At 44.0% G+C, this 22,434-nt stretch carries 17 protein-coding genes; 3 read left to right on the top strand and 14 right to left on the bottom strand.

The window, feature by feature from the left end:
• Positions 1-73: 73 nt before the first annotated feature.
• Together G587_RS0116845 and G587_RS0116840 are read right to left on the bottom strand one after the other, a co-directional pair.
• Complete coding sequence (locus tag G587_RS0116845) at positions 74-1,072, bottom strand: sensor histidine kinase (protein ID WP_026493186.1); 999 nt, start codon at positions 1,070-1,072, stop codon at positions 74-76.
• Positions 1,073-1,121: 49 nt separating this feature from the next.
• A complete protein-coding gene (locus G587_RS0116840) occupies positions 1,122-1,826 on the bottom strand; it encodes a response regulator transcription factor (RefSeq protein ID WP_026493185.1) in 705 nt (234 codons plus the stop codon).
• A gap of 255 nt (positions 1,827-2,081) precedes the next feature.
• Between G587_RS0116840 and G587_RS0116835 the strand changes: the two genes are divergently transcribed.
• Positions 2,082-4,010: a M3 family metallopeptidase gene (locus tag G587_RS0116835; RefSeq protein ID WP_026493184.1), complete on the top strand. Its 1,929-nt coding sequence runs from the start codon at positions 2,082-2,084 to the stop codon at positions 4,008-4,010.
• Positions 4,011-4,072: 62 nt separating this feature from the next.
• Here the strand turns inward: G587_RS0116835 and G587_RS0116830 are convergent, their stop codons facing one another.
• Positions 4,073-5,068 (bottom strand): hypothetical protein, encoded by a 996-nt coding sequence (locus tag G587_RS0116830; protein WP_026493183.1) that lies wholly within the window; start codon positions 5,066-5,068, stop codon positions 4,073-4,075.
• A gap of 179 nt (positions 5,069-5,247) precedes the next feature.
• Between G587_RS0116830 and G587_RS0116825 the strand changes: the two genes are divergently transcribed.
• Entirely contained in the window at positions 5,248-6,231 is a 984-nt protein-coding gene (locus G587_RS0116825; protein WP_026493182.1) for an AEC family transporter, read from the top strand.
• Positions 6,232-6,271: 40 nt separating this feature from the next.
• Here G587_RS0116825 and G587_RS0116820 read toward each other — a convergent pair whose 3' ends face one another.
• From G587_RS0116820 to G587_RS23300, 6 genes are all read right to left on the bottom strand, one after another.
• Complete coding sequence (locus G587_RS0116820) at positions 6,272-7,435, bottom strand: leucine-rich repeat protein (RefSeq protein WP_026493181.1); 1,164 nt, start codon at positions 7,433-7,435, stop codon at positions 6,272-6,274.
• Positions 7,436-7,625: 190 nt separating this feature from the next.
• Entirely contained in the window at positions 7,626-8,507 is an 882-nt protein-coding gene (locus G587_RS0116815) for a nucleoside hydrolase (RefSeq protein ID WP_026493180.1), read from the bottom strand.
• Positions 8,508-9,366: 859 nt separating this feature from the next.
• Positions 9,367-10,242 (bottom strand): hypothetical protein, encoded by an 876-nt coding sequence (locus G587_RS0116810; RefSeq protein ID WP_026493179.1) that lies wholly within the window; start codon positions 10,240-10,242, stop codon positions 9,367-9,369.
• Between the two features lie 69 nt (positions 10,243-10,311).
• A complete protein-coding gene (locus tag G587_RS23310; protein WP_081679494.1) occupies positions 10,312-12,090 on the bottom strand; it encodes an alpha-glucosidase in 1,779 nt (592 codons plus the stop codon).
• Between the two features lie 6 nt (positions 12,091-12,096).
• Complete coding sequence (locus G587_RS23305; protein WP_330364522.1) at positions 12,097-13,191, bottom strand: DUF6688 domain-containing protein; 1,095 nt, start codon at positions 13,189-13,191, stop codon at positions 12,097-12,099.
• 60 nt (positions 13,192-13,251) lie between these two features.
• Positions 13,252-14,751, bottom strand: coding sequence for a glycosyltransferase (locus G587_RS23300; protein ID WP_051201112.1), 1,500 nt, complete (start codon positions 14,749-14,751; stop codon positions 13,252-13,254).
• Positions 14,752-14,906: 155 nt separating this feature from the next.
• Between G587_RS23300 and G587_RS23295 the strand changes: the two genes are divergently transcribed.
• Entirely contained in the window at positions 14,907-15,767 is an 861-nt protein-coding gene (locus G587_RS23295) for a DegV family protein (protein WP_051201111.1), read from the top strand.
• Between the two features lie 115 nt (positions 15,768-15,882).
• On the opposite strand, the gene G587_RS0116785 is transcribed toward G587_RS23295, so the two are convergent.
• The 5 genes from G587_RS0116785 to G587_RS24700 form a co-directional block, all read right to left on the bottom strand.
• Complete coding sequence (locus G587_RS0116785) at positions 15,883-17,592, bottom strand: ABC1 kinase family protein (protein WP_081679507.1); 1,710 nt, start codon at positions 17,590-17,592, stop codon at positions 15,883-15,885.
• Positions 17,593-17,618: 26 nt separating this feature from the next.
• Positions 17,619-17,912 carry a phasin family protein gene (locus tag G587_RS0116780; RefSeq protein WP_026493177.1) on the bottom strand — a complete coding sequence of 98 codons (294 nt, stop codon included), beginning with the start codon at positions 17,910-17,912 and terminating at the stop codon, positions 17,619-17,621.
• Positions 17,913-17,984: 72 nt separating this feature from the next.
• The gene (locus G587_RS0116775) at positions 17,985-18,365 is read right to left on the bottom strand and encodes a diacylglycerol kinase family protein (RefSeq protein ID WP_026493176.1); all 381 of its coding nucleotides are present in this window, start codon (positions 18,363-18,365) and stop codon (positions 17,985-17,987) included.
• 149 nt (positions 18,366-18,514) lie between these two features.
• Complete coding sequence (locus tag G587_RS0116770) at positions 18,515-20,971, bottom strand: ABC transporter substrate-binding protein (protein ID WP_026493175.1); 2,457 nt, start codon at positions 20,969-20,971, stop codon at positions 18,515-18,517.
• Positions 20,972-21,117: 146 nt separating this feature from the next.
• Entirely contained in the window at positions 21,118-22,434 is a 1,317-nt protein-coding gene (locus G587_RS24700) for a GGDEF domain-containing response regulator (RefSeq protein ID WP_051201110.1), read from the bottom strand.

Below are 22,434 nucleotides of genomic sequence, written 5' to 3'. Positions count from 1 at the left end.
TCATTTGCTCTTGAGACTAGGGTATTATTTCAGGATTACAATACGGTGACTTTTTTATTACAGTTTTGTCACTTTAGATAATTGTCTTATAAAACCTCACAGAGAAGGTTGTTCCGACGCCCTCTGTGCTCTCTACTATTATGTCGCCGTGCTGCCCGGTGATGATCGTCTTTGCAAGAGCCAGTCCTATTCCCACGCTGTCCTTCCCTGCATTTCTTCCTTTATAGAAACGCTCGAAGATGTGAGGAATATCCTCCTTATCAATTCCGCAGCCTGTGTCCTTAATTTCTATTGCAGTATAAATGCTGGTCTCATCGACATTCACTGTGAGCTCACCGCCCTTTGTCATGTGCTCGATGCAGTTCTTGACGATATTCTGCACAGCTTCTATTGTCCAATTTATATCACACCTGATCATCGTATCCGCCGGAGCATGCGTGTAGTTTATCTCCTGGACCTCCATCTGAACCACAAAGGGTTTCATGACTTCTTTGATCAGAGTCTCTGCAGAAATCTCCTCAGGCTTCATTGTTATTGTTCCCGCATCGATCTTTGACAGCTTAAGAAGTGTCTGAATAAGCCAGCTCATTCGGTCAAGCTGATTGGACTGGGTCTGCAAAAATACAAGGGCCTTTTCCCTGTCATCCTCTGTCTTTAAAAGATCATTCATCACCATCATTGAGGTGAGGGGAGTTTTCAGCTGATGACTTATGTCAGCGATGGCATTTGCCAGAGCAACCTTGTCCTTTGTGAGAAGCTCCTTTTGATAGTTAAGGGTTGTGGTCGCCTTGTAGATGTTGGTCTTTAAGAGCGACAGCTCCCCCTCCTCCTGATCCAGGATATTCGGTGCTTCACCTCCTGCAAGAACCCTCACAAGATATGAGTTAAGCTCATCTATGTCTCTATATCTTCTTTTTGTAAATACTATGAAAATCGTGATGATTGTCACTCCAAGAATGAGCGTTACGATAGATACGGTAATTCCGCTTAGTATGAGAGAGCATACAGAAGCAGCAACTGTAAGAACAGCTGCTGCCATTACCATAGATTTAAAGTCTTTGTTTTTTAACATATTTATTCCCCAAATGCGTGGTACTTATCCACATTTTTTCTCTACGAGATCACTTTTCTACTATGTATCCCAGGCCACGAACGGTCTTGATGATTTTGGGATCCGTGGGATCCTTCTCGATCTTATCCCTCAGCCTTTTTATATAAACAGTGAGGGTGTTGTCGTTAACGAAGTCGCCGCTTACATCCCACATATCCTCTAAGAGCTGGCTGCGTGAAAGTACATTTCCTCTGTTGCCGCAAAAGGTAAGTAGCAGTCTGTATTCAAGCGCTGTGAGTTCAACCGGATTCTCTTTTCCAGCATCATCCACGATCGCCACTCTGGCCTCATTGGTATTGATTCGGAGATTCTGAATCTCGATTACTCCCTCATCCCTGGCTGAACCATCCTTGCCTTTTCCGCTTCGCCTTAGGACAGTCTTGATCCTGGCCAGGAGTTCACCGATCCTGAAGGGCTTACAGATATAATCATCCGCACCCATCTCAAGCCCCATTATCACGTTCACCTCTGCGTCGCTGGCTGTGAGGAATATCACGGGTGTATCGTCCTTTTCCTTAACGGCCTTGCAGACATCATAGCCGTTGCCGTCAGGAAGGTTTATATCAAGAATGCACAGGTCAAAGGCATCACTCTTCAAAATAGTCATGGCCTCAGCCTTGGATTTCCCATGGTTTACTTCATAGCCCTCTTTCTCAAGAGAATACTTAAGGCCCATCCCTATTGCATCATCATCTTCAAGTAAAAATAATTTCATTTTGTCCCCTTATACCGTTACCCTCTGTAGTGTTAGTTCGTTTTTTATCATGCCATATTACAACATTTATATATCGTGTTGCACTTATTATGTATCATTTTTCACTTCTTCATATATAACGAGTCTCTTCGCCATAAGCCTTCAAGTTTATGCTTTTATAATTTTAATATCATACTTATTTCCCAATTTATTCATTCCAGATATGCAAAAATATATGTGGTTAATGTAAAAATGCATTTTTTATGAGGTGAACTTATGGGAAATAGAGCAAGCAGATTTATCGCACTGGGTCTTGCGACCCTGATAGCCTTAACCGGCTGTGTTTCTAATTCATCAGATTTTATTATTACAGGACAGGCTGCCGCTTCTACAAGTACAGCAAAAAAAGAGGGCAAATATCCTACAGCATGGGATCTGACAATTCTTTACAAGAGTGAAAAAGAGTTTAATGAAGACTATGAGAAAGCTAAGAGTCTTCTTGCACAGATAGAGGATTTCAAAGGCACACTAAATACTGCCGAAAATATCAATGAGTATTTTCAATTTGTAGAATTTTCAGAGTTCAAAGAGTTGACCTCAAAAATGGAAGTATATGCGGATATGGGTACGTATCTCAATCCATCTGACAGCAAGTTCCAGGAAATGTGCGCAAAAATAATCACGTTGGACGCTGAAAAAAATAAGGCCACAGCATTTGCAGATCCAGAAATTTGTTCAATGTCCCTTGCGGACAGAAAGAAAATCTTCTCTGATCCCATTTTCAAAGGGAAGGAATACCGGTACAGAAAGTACACCGATCCTAATTTCAAGTGCCTTACCGAAGATGAAAAAAAGGTTGTCGCCACCCTTTCCATTGGGCAGGATTACGCTCTAAATATCTACAACATTTTTTATAATATAGAAAATCCCAATCCTATGATAACCATGCCGGATGGAACTGAGCAGGAACTTACAACCCAGTTATATGAAGATATTGTCCATAGCAAGGATTATGATGATTCCTTAAAGGAGCAGGCAAACAAAATCTTACTGACCAGGGAAAAAGGATATATTAATACTTATGCTGCTCTTCTGGAGGAAAAATGCAAGCAGGCGTATGCAATGGCCCAGCTTGAGGGCTTTGACTCCACTATAGATAAGGCATTTTATGATACAGATATAAGTACCGATGTCTTCTATATGCTTGTCGATGCTGCCCATGAGGGCTGCAGCGATTTTCAGAGATATTTAGAGCTTCATAAAAAGGGGCTTGGTCTTGAAAAGCAATACGCTTACAACATGGCCACACCTGTTTCGGATTTTGACCCCGGCAAAAAAGAATACGATGACGCAGTTGATGAAGTCATAGATTCCCTCAGTGTATTGGGTACAGATTATACGGATCTTTTCAAAAAGATTATTACCAGCGATCAGGTAGATGTTTATCCTACGTCTACCAAGAGTTCCATCCAATTTATGTCGCAGGAATACAAAAATGAGCTTCCCTGGGTATTCCTTAACTATAATGGTCACCCAGACAGTATAAGCGCCATCGCTCATGAAATGGGACATGCATGCTACGGTGAATTCTCAACTGAAAATCAACCTGCTGAATTCAATGAACCTTCCATCTTTACACATGAGGTAGCTTCAATAACAAACGAGATTATTCATTATAATTACATGATTGAGCATTCTAAGGATAACGAAGAAAAGCTTTACTATCTTGAGGAATTAATAACCCTATATAGCAATACATTCTTTTATCAAATGATGTACTCCGAATTCGAGGACTATCTGTATAAGACAGTGGAATCCGGCTCATCTATCGATGCTGAAGCAGCTTCAGACAAATGGGCAGAGATTTTCAAAACATTTAGAGGCGATAAAATAATATCTTTCCCGGATAGTAAATATCGTTGGACAACTATTCCGCACTTCTACTATGTTTACTATGTATATCAGTATGCTGCTGATATTACCTATGCAAACTATATTGCCGGAAGAATCAATTCCGGTGAGAAGGGTGCCGTAGATGAGTACATGGAATTCCTTAAGAGTGGCTCAAGTGCATCACCAGCAGATCTTCTAAAAAAGACAGGCGTTGATCCTCTCTCCAAGTCAACCTACGATGAAATGCTTAAGACCTATAAGAGTCTGGTGGATGAATATGAAGAGCTGGTAAATGCGAAGATAAAGAAATGATCTATAAATAAGTAAGCCGGAAAGGAGATGATCCTTTCCGGCTATTTTCATTAAAATCCACTTTAGAACAGTCTTGGTACAAGATAAAACAGCATCACTATCAAAACCCCGATAAGAGCATATTTAAGTCTGCTCCTGTCTACTTTGCTTGGATTATTCAGTTTCTCTATATTCAGAATATATCCCGGGTAGTTATCAGGCTTTCTTTGCGGCACGAAATCCTCTCTTACAGCATTTCCATACCATGTAGTTCCTGCATTCTCCATTACATATCTTCTGAATTTCTCAGCGTTTTCATAATCACTTTGCGCTTTTGCTGCCAGGTACAGATAATACTGTCTTGCAACTTCATCCAGAGGTCTTTCCTGCGGAGTCGCAAGGGCCGAATACGCCTGAAAATAATCGTTATTTTTGCAGCTTCCGGCATAGGCACCATACATCTGAAGGTCATAGCTTATTTTGTTGTTCCATGGTGTGTGACTCGCCTTGGAATAGAGCATTGCTCCTTCGCTTGCACAGTTTATTACAGTATCAAAATCGTGATAATACAGAGCAATGAGCTGCTTTAAATGCTCAGCCATCAGCATATTGTTGGCTGTTTCAGAAGAATCCTGCATAAGCTTAAGGCACTCAGTAGCCTTATCAATCTTACCAAGTCTAAATAAAATGTAGCCAAAATTGTACTGCGTTATACTCCAGATCATCTGCTTCTTTATAGCGGTTGGAACAAAACTCATGTATCTGGAAAGTCCTTTATCCGGATAACATTCTCTGAATGCATATCTGTTAAGCTCCCTGTGAAGCTTGGCTTTTTGCTTCATATAAACAAAAATACCCAGAGGCATTGCTATTGTGATTGCCAGATACACCAGCTGGTTTCTGGGAATAATCCTTCCCTCCTGTATTAAATAAAATGCTCCGAAAAGTATGACAATGTAAAAGAGTGTTCTCGTAGTATTGAATCCTTTTACACAGTGTTTTTCAAAATCTGTATCTGCAGCGTATTCTTCAGTACCTACTATCTGCAGAATTCTGTTCCATTCTTCTTTATTACTCATCCCAATTCTCCTCTTTTCATATATTCCCTCCTGCATCACCGGACGTCAGATGCAGAAAAACAATATTCATTATACAGCAAATGATTTAGATTCTTCCAATAAATGCAAATATTTCTCCAATATCTTTGAGCACATTGAATATTGATAACGATTTCCCATGAAGCTACAATGAAGCCGTTATGGAGAATTTAATCTTTAGTTTAAATGCAACTCTTCCGATTTTCCTGCTGATGGTCCTTGGATATATCTTTAATAAAATCGGAATCATAGACAATAAGGCCGCGGGCTTCATGAACAAATTCGTGTTCAAGATAGGGCTTCCGGCGCTGCTGTTTGGAGATCTGGCGCAGCAGGACTTTGTGGGAACATGGAATCCAAAATTTGTGTTCTTCTGCTTTGTAGCCACCTTTACCAGCATATTCCTTATCTGGATACTTGCTATGATCTGTGTGAAGACGAAGTCGAGGCGCGGAGAATTTTTGCAGGGGTCCTACAGAAGCAGCGCAGCACTTCTTGGAATAGCCTTTATTCACAGTATCTACGGCGAGTCCAGCAGTGGAATGGCGCCGCTGATGATCCTTGGAAGCGTACCGCTTTATAACATTTTCGCAGTTATAATCCTTACGCTCACTGCTCCTAAAAGTGAAGATGATGAAGACGATGATTCAAGTGACAGCTCTGAGAACAGGGAGCTCCTTTTAAAGACAATAAAGGGCATCGCCAAGAATCCTATCATCCTCGGAATTTTCGCAGGACTCCTCTGGTCATTACTTAAGCTCCCTATGCCGAAGATAATGAACACCGTTGTTGATGATGTAGGAAGCCTCTCAACTCCCCTTGGTCTTATGTCCATGGGTGCAACCTTCGACTACAAAAAGGCGCTGGCAAATGTAAAGCCTGCCCTGGTTGCAAGCTTCATCAAACTGTTTTTACTGGTTGCAATATTCATGCCCTTTGCTATAAAGCTTGGGTTTGCAGGTGAACAGATAGTAGCGATCCTCGTTATGCTGGGCTCCGCTTCAACAGTCAGCTGCTACATCATGGCTAAGAACATGGGACATGAAGGAACGCTGAGCAGCAGTATTGTAATGGTCACGACCTTTGGGTGTTCCTTCACACTGACCTTCTGGTTATTTATATTAAAAACATTAGGCGTTATCTAAAAAAAGCCAGGCTGTATACGCCTGGCTTTTGTACATCTATTTATTTCTTGTTTTTAGATCCGCTTGACTGCTTCTTGATCTCTTTAAGAAGAGCTTTCTTTGCTTTACCCTTTACTCCGCTAACCTTGATGGTTGCTTTTTTGTTGATCTTCTTGAAAGCAGAATCGCCAATTGTAAGGGACTTGTTAGCCTTGATCTTGATATCCTTAAGCTTCTTACAATTGTAAAATGCCTTTGCATCGATATTCTCAACGCTTGATGCGATTGAAAGAGTCTTGATCTTTCTGTTGCCTTCGCAAGCACTGGGTGCGATTGAAGTTACGCGGTATGTTACGCCATCAAGAGTGATCTGATCGATTGTAGCGCTCTTAATGCCTGTGATAGCTGTTACAGAAGCTGTGTTGTCAGCGCCAAGCTTATATGTGATACCGTTAACAGTGATTGTCTCAGGAAGCTTAGTCTCTGTAACCTTCTTCTCAACTTCAACAGTCTCAGTTTTCTTGTCATTGTTTACAGCAGTTAAGGTTGTTGCTACTGAGTTAGCGTGAACTGAGTGGTCATCAGTGATTGTCTTTACTTTGATAGTACATGTTCCATCAGGAGCAATAATATCAACACTTGCTGCTGCAGGAAGATAAATGTTTTTAGGTAATGTTGAAGCTTCAACTCCATGGCAATAGCCATCCTTGTCCCAACTTACTCTGTAGTACTTTCTGTCATTCTTCATGATCGTCTTAACCTGAACATTCTTAGGTGCAGGCATTCTGCTCTTAACATCTACAGATGCTGAAGCGATATGACATGATGAATCCTTCTCAAAAGCTGCCACAGTTTTGTAACTGTCATTTATCTTTTTCTCTGAACCGATTACATAAAGTGTGTACTTTCCAAGGTAATCGTAGTTGTAGGTAATGGTGTTATCTGTACGAGAATAGCTTGTATTTGCCTTATAGGTCATGTTCTCTGTAGTTCCAAGAGCCCTGGTCTTGCCATTTTCAGTACAGCTTGCATGCAGCTTGTAATATCCCTGGGAGCCTGTCGTATATCTAAATGATGCATACTCAAACTCTCCCTTGAATCCAATACTTGATGCAACCTGGAATCCCTCAGCTGCTTTTGCTACGATGGACGAAGGTCCGGATGTTACAAGAATGCTAAGCACTAATGCAACAGTCATTGCTGACTTTTGTAAAACTTTTTTCATATTCATTTCCCCTTTAAATTTATTTTTGCCTGCGTTACATTGACATAACACAGACAGTGTCCCCACGAGGCTATATTATAACAGAGAAATCCTTATTAAAAAAGTAAAACACGCATCTTGATTATTACAAAATGCGTGTTCAGGAATATTATATTAAGTTAAAACCGGTTTTCAATTGCCGTAACACTTTTCAATTGCCGTAACACAATTCCAGTTTTGCTATCAGATCCTCTAAAATATATCTGGAATCAACATCCGTATAGATTCTGATGTCGGGGTTATCCTCTTTTACTGCAGAGGACGTATCCTCAAGCACAAGCGGTGCCTTCGCGGTGTGATAGTGACCGCAGCCGGGATTTATCGCAATGGCTATGGCCGGTGAATCGCCAAGAGACCAGCTCTCGCCCTGGGTCCAGCCTGCGCCCTCAGACATGTTGTAGTCTACGAGGTTCTTAAAAAGATGCTCGCCGATTTTCCCACAAGGTCTGATCCTGCGCTGAATCTCCGCAATTCCTATATTGATCGTGATATAAACGTGTGACGGAACGAGCCACAAATCGACTCCGCTCTGCAAAACCAGGTTAGCAGCCGGAATGTCATTAACAGCATTGAACTCCGTGAAAGGTGCTTTACATGGAGCTTCTCCGTGAGTTCCGATCCAGATAACAGTAATCTTATATCTTATCTCGGGGCAGAACTCCAGAGCCTTTGCCACATTGGTTATTGCACCCTGACACAGTATGAAAAGCGGTCTTTCGTCGTCCTTAAGTGCCTCATCGATTATGAATTTGGCAGCCTCAGAAATGCTCTCATCTTCGCTTAATAGTCCATTCTGTCCATGGAAAACAGGAACCGACATTCCCATGGCATCAAGGATAGTCTTAATCTCGTCATAGCTTCTCTGCATGGAGCCCTCTACCTTGAAGTGCTCAGCCAGAATACCCATCACGCAAAGCTTAGGACTAAGAAGCGCATGCACGATAGCAAACGGATCATCAGCCTCACAGGCAGCATCAGTGTCTACAATAACCCTGAGTCTCTTGTACTCAGGTGTGGTAAAATCTAAGCCCATATTCAGTCACCCTCCGGTATGATATTTTCATTAATAATATCATCTGGTCAGGGTTACGTCATCCGCAATGTGGTCCTGATCATCAGTCCAGATAATGGAGCTGTCATCAACGATCTTCTGTGGGCTCTCCTGTATTGGGTTCGTTCTCAGAATCGTGTCCGATTACCGCTTTCCGGTTACCCTGCGGGAGTGACTTTTCGGAAGCCATTACGTCTATTGTGTCCGATTACCGCTTTTTGGTTACCCTGCGGGAGTGACTTTTCGGAAGCCATTACGTCTATCCGCGAACAAGTTCTTCTGCCGGTTGCATGACTGAGCCCCCATCGCAAAAGCCATTCCGTCTATAGGGGCTGAATCCTTTATTATGGTCCATCTGTGGGAGTGACCTTACGGAAGTCGTTAAGTCTATTGTGTCCGATTACCGCTTTCCGGTTACCCTGCGGGAGCAACCTCTTGGCCTCCGTTACGTCTATCCGCGAACAAATTAATTCACTGGTTGCACGGCACCAAAAAACATGGCGTTCGCGTTACGCCTATGACAGAGATAATCGTCTAACTGGGCTAACGTCCCAGTAAAAAGAAGAAGTTCCGTTACGCCTATGCTGGAAATTTCAACCACGTTGGGCTAACGCCTCCTGAAAAAAAGAAACTCCGTTACGCCTATCCACAAGAAATCACTCCTCCCGGTCGAACGCTTCCCGAGAGGGACAGATATCCCAGCAACCAGTATCTAAATTTGTTCGCGAATAGACGTAACCGCCCCCACCAATCATCCCCCGCAAGCCAACAAAAAACGCAACAAAAACGCGCCAGATCAATCTGGCGCGCCACAATCCCCACTCTATTCAACTCTTAACTCTTATCTCTCATCCTCGTACTCGTCGTACTCATCATACTCTTCCTCCTCCACGGGCTCAGGGAGCTTCTGCTCCTTAACAAGAAGCTTCATGATTCTGCTGTGGTGAACCACAAACACTGCGGCCAGCAGGAAGATATGGGTGTAGAAGATTCCGACAATGTAGTAGTTCCTCTCAAGAAGATACTTCATTGCAAAGCCAAAGAAGCACATGCCGCCGCAGAGGGCAACGCAGAGGAGAAGCATAGGAAGCTTCATAAATGCATTCTTGATTGCTACTAGGAAGTCCATGAAGGATGCGTCGAAGTACACGAATCGACCAACCATAAGGCCAAGGTAATACATCATAACCGGGCTGTACTCACTCTCATCACCTATAAGGTTCAGGAATACCAGGATGATGATCGCATAAAACATTCCAAGCATTCTGACGGAGGCCTTCTCCTCCTTGGCGAGCCTGCCAAGAGGAATGATCACTGTATCAAGAAGTGTGTTGAGAACACAGGACAAACAGATAAGAAGAAGCAGGGCGAAGTCCTTACCCTCACTCCAGATATAAAAGAAGGTTCCGGATATGGGACCGGAATGGCCTGCACCGCTCTGCATAAGTGAGTACACATGGTTAAGCACAACGTAAGAGCAGGCAAAGGACATAACCGAGGTTCCGGAAATTATCATCTCATAGAAAAGGTGAATGTATTTGTGAAACTTAACGGGAACCGCATATTTCCTCTCACTTCTGGGAAGTACGGAGCACGAAATCTCGGCTCCCCCAAGCATTATAAAGTCACAAACAAGCAGCCCTAAAAGGCCTACAGCAAAAAACAAAAGCTTCTGCATCCAGGTAAAATCAGGATTCAAGTATGCATCGATAGTCATTTAAACAACATCTCCTTACTCACAAAAATTCTTTTTTATTTTCATTACCCCAAAATTTTTTAAATATTATCACTTATTCCTAAACCTATACACCCTCGCCTCGTAGGGTCTGTACATGCCGTGCTGAACCGCGATGGTGCAAAGCTCCTGTCTCACAAGCTCCTCACTGGCTTCGACAGGGCCATCCGAGAACACATTCTTTGACACGTTCTTTAAGTAAGTACCGATCTTAGGGCGCTTCGCCATCTGCTTTCTGTCAGGATAATTACACAGCATGAGCTGTCCTCTTTTTCCAATGAACTTGTCCGGAATGATAACCTTCACCGGCAGCTTTGAAAAAGAGCAGATTATCAGATAAGTGGTCTTACCAAGTGTCCTCTCATACATATAGACATTGGCATCCTTTGCATTATACTCCTTGTACTCGCCATACAAAAGTGCCAGGGAGCTCTTCCTTAGTGCCAGGCACTTTCTGTAGAAATTAAGGATACTAAACTCATCCTTCTCCTGGGCCTTCACGTTGATCTTAGTGTAATTCGGATTCACATAGAACCAGGGCTTAGCCGTTGAAAAGCCTGCATTCTCGGAATCATCCCACTGCACGGGAGTCCTTGCGGAATCTCGGCTGGATAAGTGAATACGCTCAAGTCTTCGCTCCTTGCTGTCCTTCAGATGATAGGTGTGGTAGTTGGTCTTACTGGACACATCCACGTACTTATCAATGGAATTCAGTCTGATGTTGGTCATGCCGATCTCCTGCCCCTGATATATGAAGGGCGTCCCCTGAAGGAAAAGATAGCAGGCCGCAAGCATGGTTCCGCTCTCTCTGTGATAGTGCTCACTTCCGTAGCGGCTGATGATTCTTGGATGATCGTGGTTTTCAAGATACAGACTGTTCCAGGCTTTTCCTGCAAGAGCCAGCTGCCACTTGGTCAGCGCCTTCTTAAATTTCCTAAGTGAAAATGGCCTGTGAATGTACTCGGTATAAATGCAGTCCGCCATCATGTGATCAAAGGAAATCATCATATCCAGAGACTTATTCTCACCGGTCAGATATTGAAGGGCAGTCTTCACCGTAGTCATAGGGCCCTCACCTATCTGAAAACAGTCGTATTCCTTACACACCCTTCTGAACTCAGCCAGATACTCATGGATGTGCGGGCCGTCCTTGTAATAGGGCATTCCGTTTACAGCCGGCAAAAACGGCAGGCCGTCAGGAAGCCCCTCCTTCTTGGAAATAAAATTGATAACATCCTCTCTGAATCCATCAACTCCCATATCAAGCCAGAAGCGCATGATGGACTTAACCTCCTCACGGACCTTTGGATTGTCCATGTTGAGGTCAGGCTGTTTTTTCGCGAAAATATGAAGATAATACTGGCCTCTCATTTCGTCATATTCCCAGGCCTTGCCTTCGAAAAGAGAGTCCCAGTTGTTTGGCTTATCACGCCAGATATAGTAGTCGCTGTAGGGGTTATCCTTCCCCTTCCTGCTCTCCTGAAACCAGCGATGCTCATCAGAGGTGTGGTTCACCACAAGGTCCATGATGATCTTCAGACCCAGCTTATGGGCTTTATCCAGCACCTTCTTAAACTGCTCCAGGGTTCCATACTCAGGATGAATATCCTTATAATCTGAAATATCGTAGCCAAAGTCAGCGTTAGGTGACGGGTAAAGCGGTGAGAACCAGATTCCGTCAACGCCAAGAGACTTCACATACTCAAGCTTGTCATAGACGCCGTAGAGATCACCTATGCCGTCGCCATTTCCATCTGCGAAGCTCCTCACCCATATCTGATAAAAGGCCATTCTCCTATACCAGTCATGTTCAACTTCCCAATTACTCATAAGAAATCACTTCCTTTTTGGCAGATACTGCACTGCTATCCTGTTCTCAGGATTGGCATCCACAGTATACAGCACCAGTAAAAACAGCCACTCAAGGGGCTTCATCACAAAATATGTTATGTCGCAGGCAGCCTTGTGAGGTCTGATGTAGTCCGCAACAGGGAATCCATATTTGTCATAAAAATTCCTGACTGCCCTGTGGAACCTGGGAGTCTTCTCCTCAAGTACATTTTCGAAGGCGTTGGCGATCATGAGCTGCCTGTTCACCACAACCCTGTGTCCGTGTCTTTCTCCCATTCTTACAGGCTTTACAACCTCAGGATGTCCTCCTGCTGCAACTGTGCAGAGATAGTGCTCATCCATTGTTAAATTCTGCGGCGGGATCTTGGTAGAGAAGGTCCAGTCCGCAGTCTCTGTCCATGTCCTTATGACCTTGTCAGGAGTCTGCCCAAACAGACTCATAACACCAAGTAAAATCCCCAGAAGAGGAATCATGAAAACAAGTGCAAATACTGGCCAGGTCTCTGCCTTGATCAGAAGCCTGTTTATTTCTCCAAGGGCTCCTTCCTTGTTATAGACCTCACTCTGATGCTCGGGATTTTCATTCCACTCCATTATCTTCTCGCGGATTATGGTCATAACTATAATCAAGTAGTTAGCAGGAGCCAGCATAAGCGGAAGGCATATAGGCTCCTTCGCAAGCTGAATGCAGTACACTATCAGCTCAATCGCTGTTATGTACATCGCTGAAATGCACAGCACGATTACTACCGGAGATAGCTGACTGGTCTTTCGAATACATAAAATGAACAGTCCAATAATTCCGACACAAACCAGAACAATGAACGAAGGCACACCGCCCTCCCACAGTGCCTGATGCAGATCATCGTTATAGAGCTGGTCACTCCATAGGGCATCCATGTTAAGCATCGCATTTATATACATGTGGCTGTACACAGATCCCAAAACTATGGTCACAAACCAGACCACTCTTTTAAATATCTTTTTTACCCGCTTATAACTGAAAAATCCAACAATGTTATAAATCGTTAATAAACCAGGTAACACAAACAAAGCTGCCGCTAACAGTATAATTGGCATCCACCCCAAAATATCAGTAATAAAATCCATTTTTCACACGTTCCCTCTATATATTTTTTTTTAATCCATCTTCATGCCATTGATGCTGATGTCAATTCCCTCACGGACACTCTTCTCTGCAAACTCCATGCCCTTTTTGACATTATCCTTCACGTTCTTCTTGGCATTCTCGGTGAACTCCTTGGCATTCTCTGAAAACTCCTTAACCCCATCGGGCAGGCTATCCTTGAAGCCCTCGATCTCCTCCTTCACGTTCTCAACGAAGTCCTCATAGTTCTCCTTCATTCCGCCGTAGATATTGCGGGAAATATCGAAGATATGCTCAGTACCTTTAAGTATCATTGAAGCTGACTCAAGCAGATAGTCTGAGCTCTGCTTCTTTTTGTGAACAAGCGATCCATCCTTAACCTTCTCTCTGATTACAGCGTATCTGTCATAAGCTGCGCGGACTGCATCCTCCCAGGAGATGTAGATTTCATCCATCGCATGCTGTCCCACATCCTTCATGGTGTCATGTTTATCGGACAACTCCTTCAAAAGAGCAGCCATTGATTCCGGTGTCTCATCCACAAGATATCCATTTCTTCCATGAGTTATTCCCTCAGCTGCGCAGGAGCCCTTTATCAGGACGCTGGCAAGACCACAGGCTGCTGCCTCACGGACAACGATTCCGTTTGTGTCATAAACTGAAGGGAACAGGAACAGATCAGCTCTGGTGTTCCATGCTCTGAGAACCTCTCTGTCATGTATCGGTCCAAGGAACAGCACCTTATCATCGATACCGTATTCCTTAACCTTTGCCTGCATCTCCTCACTGTCTTTACCACCGCCTATGAAAAGCATGCGGTAATTAACGCCCTGCTCGGACAAAATCTTCATTGCATCGATTATGATTGGAAGTCCCTTGTACTTCATCATTCTTCCCACGAAAAGGAATACCGGAACGCCCTCGGGAAGATCCACGTCCCTGGTAACCTCTGCAACCTTATCAGCAGAAATCCTGCCCTTGGGGAAATCCACGCCGTTATTCATAACGAGGTACTCACCCTCGTAGCCAAGGGAGCGAAGGTTATCGCCAGCGCCTTCGGATACTACCCAGACTTCATCCATGGCAGATATATTTTTGACCATCTGCTTAATGGTCTCTTTTTTCAAAAAGCCGTCGCCTACGGCCCTTGCTATATCAACGTCAAACTTGGTGTGATATGTGAAAACGATAGGTGCGCCGGTCTCATTCTGCAGGACTCTCGCCATAATGGCTGAGGATGCCGGGCAGTGTGTGTGGATAATGTCAGGGCCAAACTCAGCCATCTGCATGATCTCACGCATTGCCAGCGGATTACCTGCGCGGTAACCGTGCACCAGCTCCGTTGTATCAAGACTCGGATATGCAAAAACCTTGTAAGGATAACCCTCATAATCAGCATCAGGGTATCTCGGTGTTCCCACTACAACTTTTGAATCAAGTCGTTCCGAGAGAATTTTTCCATAGTTAAGTACTACATTAGCGACTCCGTCTATAACCGGCGGAAACGAATCATTTAGCAAGCAAATATTCATGTTTTACATCTCCTCTTTTCCTTTATAAAAACCCGTTATATGGTGATATTAGGGTATTTCAATCCCCAAAATATGGTATAATGTACTACGTGTGCTGAGACTGAAAAATCTGTCATCAGTAATATTATCATATAACTTTTGTGGAGGAATGAATAGTGAGTTTTACCGTGTTCGCAGACGGCTGTGCCAACCTGCCCAAGAAGCTTTTGGATGGCATCAGTCTCTTACCCTGTGACTATCTTGTAAACGATGAATCCGTGACCTACACCGGAGATATCGATGACTTTGATGGACACGCATATTACGAAGGCCTGAAAAACGGGGATAAGGTTAAGACCAGTCTTCTTAACACAGCTTTGTTTTTAGAGTATTTCACCCCCATCGCCAAAAAGGGTGGTGACATCATATATATCGCCATGAGTTCCGGTATCAGCGGAACCTACAATGCAGCAATCGTTGCAGCTAATGAGCTTATGGAGGAATATCCTGACAGCTTCATTCATATCGTTGATTCCCACGGCTGCGGCTTTGGTAACGGTATCCTGGCACTTAGAGCTGCTAAGCTCAATAAGGACGGCGTTGATACAAAAGAAGCTGCTAAGCTTCTCGATGAAGCAGTTCCTCATGCCTGCCAGTACTTCACTGTTGATGACCTTAACTTCCTTAAGAATACAGGCCGTGTAAGCGGCGTTACAGCCCAGATTGGAACCATTCTTAATATCAAGCCTATCCTTTTTGGTGACAACACAGGTCATATCATCTCATGCGGAAAAGTGAGGGGCCGCAAGAACGCCATTAACGCCATCATTCAGAAGTATTCCGAGAAGAGAATGGAGGGCGATGATACAGTCTGCATCTCCCACGGAGACTGCATAGATGATGCCAATAAGATGGCTGAGCTTGTAAAAGAGATCAACCCCAATGCCGACATCACAATAAGTCAGCACGAGCCCTTCTCCGGAGCCCACGTAGGTCCCGGAATGTTAGGACTATTCTTCTGGGGCAAAGAAAGATAATATTCCTAAAACCATTTTTATATAACACTAAATAAGAAAGCTGTGAAATCAGAGAACATCACGATTTCACAGCTTTAATAATTATCTACATTTTCAAAGCCATAACAACTTTTCATTATGACTTTCTCCGTCTTCTTCGACGGGCAAGAATCTTAAGTCCGATATTTCTCAATATCAAAAATCCACTCACTATCATGGCGAATGAAAATCCAACAGCACCAAGCACGGGAATTCCGAATATTCTCGGCTCCATTGACGTGGTACACATGACACTGGAGGCGATAAGAAGCGCTGCCACGCCAAGTCCGATGACCATGTTTCTTATGGAAGAATAGATGAGCTCGTCGAATTCCTTGGAGGGATTGAGGTTTATCGTAACCTTACTCTGACCTGCAAGGTACTCCTTCATAACCTGTGAGGTGAGAGCAGGAATCTCTATTCCTCTGTCCATGGCACGGTAAAATGCCCTTCCGTACTTATTAAACTCCTCTCTTATATCCAGGTTCTGAATGAAGTCATCCGTAATTCTGTTGGTGGCGATCTGCATCATGTTGATATCAGGGCTGATGATAGCAAGAACGCCCTGAACATGTGCAAGACCTCTGCAAAGCATTGTCATACCGTGAGGAAGCGCTATGCCGTTTTCCTTCATGATGTCCATGAGACACTGAAGAGCTGCGGCGATATCAAGACTTCCGAAGGCTATTGAGCCGTACTGGTCCAAAAAGTTTTTGATCTCAACATACAGCTTGTCCCTGTCAGGTGTTCCCTGAATATCTCCAAGATCAAGGACTGCATTGACTGTGGCCTGAATATCATGCATGGCGATACTTCTGACGCCGCGCACCATAAGCCTTCTGTCTCTGTCCGATAATCTTCCCATCATGCCCATGTCGATCCAGACAATCTTGCCTTCACAGATCTTTACATTGCCGGGATGGGGATCAGCGTGGAAAAAGCCGTCATCCATAACCTGCTTGATAAAGCTGTTAACAAACTTTTCGCCTATCTCATTAAGATCATAGCCATTAGCGGTGAGGTACTCCACATCATCAATGGAGCAGCCGCCCACATATTCCATCACGAGAACCTTGTCCGTTGAGTACTCGATGTACATGTCCGGGCAATCCACATATTTTATGTCCTTGTTGATTCTCTTAAACTCTGCAATGTTGTGGGCTTCGTTTAAGAAGTCCATCTCCTCTCTGGCAACATCCCACATCTCATCAAGGACCATGTCCAAATCTACGATGTTCTTGATATCACCAACCGGAGGCATAAGCTTAACAAGACGATGGAGCAGGCTTATGTCCCTGGACATTATCTCGTATACGCCCCTTCGCTGGACTTTGATGATAACCTCCAGGTAATTCCCGTCCTCGTCCTTCTTCTTTAGCTTTGCCCTGTGTACCTGAGCAATTGATGCTGAGCCAAGAGTCTTTTCATCGATCCACTCAAACACCTCGGAGGCGGGGCATCCATAGGATTCCTCGATAATCTCCTTCACCTCTGAAAAGGGCATGGGCGGAGCATCATAATTAAGCTTGGCCAATTCATCACAATAACGCTTCGGCAGTATATCCGAATGCATAGACATTAACTGCCCAAGCTTGATGTAGGTTGGTCCAAGCTCCTCTAAAATAATTCTGAGTTTCTCAGGGGAAATACCTCTGGTGATATTGTTCTTTGCAAGAACGGCTCGTATCTCCTTGAACCTGGCATTATCCTCAGAATTCCTTATTTTGCCATCATAAACAGGCTGTCCCTCGGCTGCCGCCTTCTCAGCTTCAGCCTTATCAGCCTGCGCGTCGGCTATTTTTCTCATTTTACCGACAAGGTTAGATAAATCCGTCATTCTTTGTTCTCAGCAGCCGCAATGAGTTCCTTGAGCTTTGCCAGCTCCTCGGATGAAAGACCATCAACAACCTTAGACAGATCCTTTTCTCCGTCGTCCTTCTTGCCTGCATTCTCCTTAACAGTGCGCTTTAATTCCTGATTAAGAGCCTTGCCCTGCTCAACCGTGATCTCACCCTTTTCAACCATCTCTTCAAGGATTTCTCCGGCCTTCTCAGCTGTCAGTGCCACAGCTCCTACGCCTGCAAGCAGAATCTTTTTGAGTCCGTCTGTAAGATTGATATTATCCATGATATTGCCCTCCTAAAAAACCTTTTTATACCTTCAGAGCCGCCTTATAACAGGAACCGGCTCTGCCTGATATCAGAATAAAAATGCCCACAATTTGGGGAAGAAAATGATACCACCCATGATTGCAGCAAAAATAGCACTGATAAGCACTGCTCCTGCTGCCGCATCCTTTGCCTTTTTCGCAAGGGGCTTTTTCTCCTCAGTGACGAGATCCACCACCGCCTCAATAGCTGTATTCACAAGCTCAAGGCTTAAAACAATTGCAAAAAGCAGCATGCAGATAAACCACTCAATCATGGATATCTTAAGGATGATTCCGAATATCACAACGAGCACAGTGACCAGCGAATGAATCTGCATGTTGCGCTCATAGAATATGGTATTGAAAATACCTTCAAAAGCATATCCGAAGCTCTTATAAAGTTTGTTTTTTCTGGGTGTTTTATTATCCATATACTAATAGTATATAGCCAAATTACCGATTATTCTATACTTTTGACCTCTAAAAAAAATCTAAACAAATTGCATCAAGTGTACAAAAAACTTCCCACACCACTCTGGGCATGGGAAGCTCTAAGTTCAGCATATACTGTTTTCAAATATTACATCTGCTCACTGAGGTAAATTGAAACCCTGCTCTGGATTATATCTGCAACCTCCTCGGCAGTCTTCTGACCCTCGTAAAAGGCCGCTGCCTCCTCAGCAATGATATTGATAACATTATCATCGGTACTCTCAGTGTCTGTTACTGATTCGATGAAATCTACTACAGTCTGGGTCTCTTCCTTTGAAAGCTCGGCGATTTCAACGTCGGTTCCGCCGATTGACCATATAGATGAGTGCTCCACCTTTTTGCCATTAGCATCAAGGTAGTAGGGCTTTTCCTGAGCCTTGGCAGCAAGAGCATCCAAGGCCTTCTTCTCGATGGGGAAGTTCCAGGAAATGTTACTCTGATACTCATCCGTAAGGAATGACTTCATGAATTCCCATACAGCCTGCTTGTTCTTGCAGTCACTGCTCATTCCGATCTGAACACTGGGGTAGATGTAGGATTTACCATCCTTGGTTGTGGGATATCCGTTGAACTCGATATCCTTACCAAAATAGCCCTTTTTCAGAACCTGATAATCCTCAAAGGAGCCAAGCCAGTAGCCCTTAAGAAGGGATTTGTTCTCGCGATAGTAGGACTCATATTCTTCATAGTCCATATCCTCGCTGTACTCAGGAAGCTCCTTTATGAACTCAAGGAATTTCACGAAGCTCTCTGAATCGAAGCTACAGGTGCCTTCCTCATAATTGACATAGGCGCTGCCGATTGTCTGATAGAGCTCGCGGGCATCGTCTCTTGTAACCATACCCATTCCGATCTCTGGATCAATTCCGCATCTTGCGCAGACATCCTTGTAGTTATCAAGAGTTATAACCTCGCCGCCTGCATTGTCGCTTGCAACCACGCAGGTCTGGATGTTGAAGCTGGGGATGATGGCATACATACTGCCCTTAACCTTGGTAGCATCAAGTATATTTGATAAATAGTCTGCTGCCTCAATATCGCTGTCAGCTTCGAAGTAAGGATCAAGAGGTTCAAGTGCTCCCTTGTTGGCATAGCTCTCAAAGGGCATATCATTTTCAAATACGATGATGTCAGGTGCCTTACCCTGTGTGATATCAAGGCTTAGCTTGTTGATACCTGTCATGTACTCGTCTGTGGTGTCATCGTCGCTGGTATCCTCACCTGCAAGCTGTGCGTAATCTATTACATTGATTTTGTACTTATCGCTCTTCTTATTGAACTTAACGATCTGTTTTCTTATTGAATCCTCGATGTAAACAGTACCAAGAGTGATGATTTCCTTATCCTGAATAGCTGAAGGATCAACCTTGGTAAGGGTGCTGAGTATGCACTCATCTCCTGAGGAATTGGCCATAACAATTTTGCCGTCCTCAAGCTCGCCTATGAAGTTGATCATATTGACCACTTCGTTGGATGCTGTAAAATCGCAGATTCTTGTGGTCTTGGTATCGCCCATATTAAAGGCACTGATTCCACTGTCCTGTTCACAATAAAAGTCATAAGTCTTTCCGGGATAAAGCTCATAAGCGCCATATATTCCCTCAGGAAGCTCAAAGCCGGCATCCTCGAAGGTCATGTTACCTGCATTAAGCTTACTTACGACCGATCCGGAACCTTCATCCTCTTCAAAGAGATAGATATCATCATTTCTCATTCTGAAAAGATATCCGCTGTAATATCCGTCTTCATTTCTTTCTCTCGTGCGGATAGTCTTAGCTTCTCCTGTTGCCTCATCATAAAGAGATATTCCCAATTCACTGCAGGTGAGCACTCCAAGACCTTTGGCATAGGTAATGGAGCTGATGTAGGAATCAGCATCCGTCTCCGTAAGGGAAGTCTCCCATATAGTTGTTCCATCAGAGGAATACTTAGCCAGCTTGGTAATGTCATCCAGAGATACATCCTCAGCATCATAGCCTGTTGCCTCATCCTCAGCAACAGCTTCACCCGCTGATGCATTTTCAACATCTTCATCAGATGTCGTGGCTGCCGCATCCACATATCCGCTCTCCGATACAGTCTCACCTACATCTGAAGATGCCTCAGCATCCGCCTCATAAAGCACGGCATCCTCTGAATCGGCCATATCATACTCATACTTCACGACATATACATTGCCGTCATCATCGCAGGTAAGATTATCAGCGCTGACGTTTTTGGTGCCGTCACCAAGGGGCACCTCCTCCACCATACCTGTGTCGAAGGGCATTCTGAAAAGCTTGGTGGAGCCCATAGAATCCTCGCTGTAAACATACGCTATGGCATAGAGACTGTCCTCTCCTTCGCATACTCTTGATATGCTGCAATTGCCACTTACCGGAATATCTACATTTTCAAAGCTGTATATGTGGTCTTTATCTATTTCCTTTGCAGGTCTGTCACCACCCTCTGTGATAACAGTATCCTTTTTTCCGCAGGCACTCAAAAAAGCCATAGAGCATACCATGCCTATGGCCATAATCTTCGCAAGTCTGCCTTTTCTCATACTATCGCCTCCTAAAGATGATCCCCCTCATCCTCTTCAAGCAACATATAACTAGTAAAACTGATTAGTAAATCATAACATATAGCCCTCTAATATCCTAGCAATTTGGGCATTAATATAATGTAATATTATGTAACAAATCAACGTCAATCCGGCATCATGTACTGCATCTCATAACTGAAGGTGTAGCCTGCGGTTTCGGGATCTGACTCCCACCTCTCCCTTATTCGGAGGATTGGGATTTTCACCTCAGCCTCCGTGGCCTTTAGGAAAATCGCAAGCACGGTATTATTTCCAAGCCTTGTAAAGCTGTCGCTTCCCCTAAGACACCCTGCTGCCACATTCAAAAAATAGTCCGTCATTCTGGATAGGTCATCATCATTTTCCGTCTTGGATTCGACCCTGAATACCAGAAGATGCACATCCCACGCATAATTCCTCTGGAAACGCATCATAAACCTGTATATCAGCTTGAAGTTATCCAGCGTAAGAATCTGGGAGCCCTTCTTTACATCCCTCTCCTTAAGGAGCATATCTATCTCATCAAGACCCTCAGCCGATTTCTCCCTGTTTTTCTCCTCTTCGGTTTTGAAAAATGCGAAGTTGTGCTTACCTGCCATCTTGACGTTATAGAGCGCCTGGTCAGCCTTTTTATATAGTGTCTGATAATCCGTTCCCTCATCTGGGCAGATTGCCGCGCCTACAGAGACGCCAAGAGGAATATTCATATCCTCGCCGAAAAGCTCCTTTGCATACGTAAGAAGCTTGCGGTTCATGAATTGGGTCCTCTCCGCAACCATCCTCTCAGTTCTGACATTCTGACAGAAGGCAACAAATTCATCACCGCCCACTCTTCCGACTATGTCGTTGGAGCGCATAATACTTCTAAGGAGCTCAGCGAACCAGATAAGAACCTTATCGCCTGCTTCGTGACCATAGATATCGTTTACAAGCTTAAAGCTGTCAAGGTCCACCATCATGAGGATTCCGCCGCCCTTGCCGACAATCTCATCGACCTGTCTGACAGTTGTAACCTTGTTAAGAAGCCCTGTCATAGGCTCTATTTCAGCAGCTTCCTTTAAGTTTCTTATCCTCTCGACATTTTGAAGGATATTATCAATCCTGTGCAAAAGGACCTCAGCCTTAAAGGGCTTTCTGATGTAATCCACCGCACCGATTTCAAACCCTTTTCTTTCGGCATCATCACTGGAATAGGCGGTCATAAACATGACAGGAATAACGAAATTATGCTTTTCCCTAAGTCGCTCCATCATTTCGAAGCCGTCCATCTCAGGCATCATAAGATCCGACAGGATAAGATCGGGCTTTTCACTTTCATAGGTATCAATTCCCTCCTGCCCGGAGCCTGCCGTAATGATGTCATATTTAGACTGGAGCATTTTGACAGTGACCGCACGCATCAGATCATCGTCATCCACCACCAGTATTTTCTTATTACCCAT

It is taken from the genome of Butyrivibrio sp. XPD2002, assembly GCF_000423945.1.
GTDB lineage: Bacteria > Bacillota > Clostridia > Lachnospirales > Lachnospiraceae > Butyrivibrio.
This window is presented reverse-complemented; position numbering and strand designations above follow the sequence as displayed.

What these genes read in the sequence shown, in the direction of transcription:
- G587_RS0116810 (WP_026493179.1), bottom strand. Translation starts at nt 10,242, where the DNA reads ATGACTATCGATGCATACTTGAATCCTGATTTTACCTGGATGCAGAAG.
- G587_RS23310 (WP_081679494.1), bottom strand. Translation starts at nt 12,090, where the DNA reads ATGAGTAATTGGGAAGTTGAACATGACTGGTATAGGAGAATGGCCTTT.
- G587_RS0116835 (WP_026493184.1), top strand. Translation starts at nt 2,082, where the DNA reads ATGGGAAATAGAGCAAGCAGATTTATCGCACTGGGTCTTGCGACCCTG.
- G587_RS24700 (WP_051201110.1), bottom strand. Translation starts at nt 22,434, where the DNA reads ATGGGTAATAAGAAAATACTGGTGGTGGATGACGATGATCTGATGCGT.
- G587_RS0116770 (WP_026493175.1), bottom strand. Translation starts at nt 20,971, where the DNA reads ATGAGAAAAGGCAGACTTGCGAAGATTATGGCCATAGGCATGGTATGC.
- G587_RS0116780 (WP_026493177.1), bottom strand. Translation starts at nt 17,912, where the DNA reads ATGGATAATATCAATCTTACAGACGGACTCAAAAAGATTCTGCTTGCA.
- G587_RS0116820 (WP_026493181.1), bottom strand. Translation starts at nt 7,435, where the DNA reads ATGAAAAAAGTTTTACAAAAGTCAGCAATGACTGTTGCATTAGTGCTT.
- G587_RS0116785 (WP_081679507.1), bottom strand. Translation starts at nt 17,592, where the DNA reads ATGAGAAAAATAGCCGACGCGCAGGCTGATAAGGCTGAAGCTGAGAAG.
- G587_RS0116775 (WP_026493176.1), bottom strand. Translation starts at nt 18,365, where the DNA reads ATGGATAATAAAACACCCAGAAAAAACAAACTTTATAAGAGCTTCGGA.
- G587_RS23305 (WP_330364522.1), bottom strand. Translation starts at nt 13,191, where the DNA reads ATGCCAATTATACTGTTAGCGGCAGCTTTGTTTGTGTTACCTGGTTTA.
- G587_RS0116830 (WP_026493183.1), bottom strand. Translation starts at nt 5,068, where the DNA reads ATGAGTAATAAAGAAGAATGGAACAGAATTCTGCAGATAGTAGGTACT.
- G587_RS0116845 (WP_026493186.1), bottom strand. Translation starts at nt 1,072, where the DNA reads ATGTTAAAAAACAAAGACTTTAAATCTATGGTAATGGCAGCAGCTGTT.
- G587_RS0116840 (WP_026493185.1), bottom strand. Translation starts at nt 1,826, where the DNA reads ATGAAATTATTTTTACTTGAAGATGATGATGCAATAGGGATGGGCCTT.
- G587_RS0116825 (WP_026493182.1), top strand. Translation starts at nt 5,248, where the DNA reads ATGGAGAATTTAATCTTTAGTTTAAATGCAACTCTTCCGATTTTCCTG.
- G587_RS0116815 (WP_026493180.1), bottom strand. Translation starts at nt 8,507, where the DNA reads ATGGGCTTAGATTTTACCACACCTGAGTACAAGAGACTCAGGGTTATT.
- G587_RS23300 (WP_051201112.1), bottom strand. Translation starts at nt 14,751, where the DNA reads ATGAATATTTGCTTGCTAAATGATTCGTTTCCGCCGGTTATAGACGGA.